This is a genomic window from Vibrio sp. 10N.286.51.B11, from assembly GCF_041469245.1.
In the GTDB taxonomy this organism is placed as follows: Bacteria; Pseudomonadota; Gammaproteobacteria; order Enterobacterales; family Vibrionaceae; genus Vibrio; species Vibrio crassostreae_C.
Genome location: NZ_JBFRKI010000062.1, coordinates 1 through 1334, shown reverse-complemented (window position 1 = coordinate 1334; position 1334 = coordinate 1). Strand labels below are relative to the sequence as shown.

Here is a 1334-nt window from a genome sequence, read left to right as displayed (position 1 = left end):
TATATGGAATCCACGTATTTACAAAGTGATTTTGGCAATAAAAGTTAAGATGCGGTCGTATATTCGGCTTCTTATTGAAGGAGCTACCCTCTAGCCTTTGATGTTTTGCGCACCTACTGTCCTTATCGCGCTAGCAGCTTTTTACAGCATGACAGAATGGCCAGGTTCTCAGTAGGTTGGTCTTACCTTTTATGCATCATCATTTTGTAAAATTTAAAAATTTGGTAGTGATTAATGAGTGAGTAATACTGGTTTATATTCAGTCTCATACCGAAGCATTGCCCACGCAGTACGTACCACTTTGTTAGCCAGTGCAATGCAGGCCTTCTTGATGCCGATACGATCTATGATGCTCCTCAACCAAGCGTCCTTCTGAGTCTTCGGTTTTTCGGGTAGTCGCCCAACGTATGACATTGCGCCAAGATAAAGAAGCGAGCGTAGCTCCTTCACACCACCGCATTTATCGATCCCAATCATAAAAACTTTGCCTCCTGAACTGTGCTGTTTAGGTGTAAGACCAACAAATGCTGAAGCTTGTCTTCCATTCTTGAACTGCTTTCCATCACCAAGAGTTGTATAGAGCATCGCAGCAGTTGTTTCACCAACCCCTTCAATGCCCATTAATCGTTGGCACGGCTCTATCTGACGGGTTAAAGCATTTTTCTCTTTTTCGAATGCGATGAGTTTTGCTTTAAGTTCTTTATATTGCTCCCAAAGCATCGACAGAACGGATACGACATTGGAGGGTATTGGTGTATCGCCATCAAGCACGGTTTGAACCGACGCTTTTAAGCCTTTTTCACCTCTAGGGTTTGCTATCCCGTAGCCCAAAATTGTCCCTCTAATGTGAAGAGCTAGGGAAACAACACTACGAGATAAGAATCTACGGCTAGTTTCTAAAGAATGCATAGCTTGTTGTTCCAATGACTTTGGACGACTGTACTTGATACCAATTTGTATAGCGGCGTTAGCGATGGCGAGAGCATCATTATGATCCGTTTTATGACCTTCTAGGTATCCTTTCACCTTCTTAGGGTTAATGATTCGGACTTCATGCCCAAGTTTTTCTGCTAATTGCCCCCAGTAATGGCAACCGCAACAACCTTCCATGGCGACAATCGAAGGCTTAGCCTTTGCCAAGAACTCTTTCATCTTCTGGCGACCCAGAGGTTTATTGGACATTAGCTCACCATGAATGCTGATATGGCAGGCTTGAAGAACATTTTTTGCTAAGTCGATAGCGATAACATTTTTAGTCAACATATTGGAACCCTCGGTTTTTTCTCACACTCCTAAGTCTAGATTGCTAAGGAGGGAGTGGATTCCATACATCA

1 protein-coding gene is annotated in these 1334 nt (G+C 43.1%); it reads right to left on the bottom strand.

What is annotated here, in order from left to right; translation table 11 throughout:
- Nucleotides 1-231 precede the first annotated feature (231 nt).
- Nucleotides 232-1263, bottom strand: a complete 1032-nt coding sequence (locus tag AB4154_RS22190; protein WP_372124132.1) for an IS110 family transposase — start codon at nucleotides 1261-1263, stop codon at nucleotides 232-234.
- Nucleotides 1264-1334 lie beyond the last annotated feature (71 nt).

Excerpts from the sequence above, each read along its gene's own strand:
- AB4154_RS22190 (WP_372124132.1), bottom strand. The coding sequence starts at position 1,263 with ATGTTGACTAAAAATGTTATCGCTATCGACTTAGCAAAAAATGTTCTT.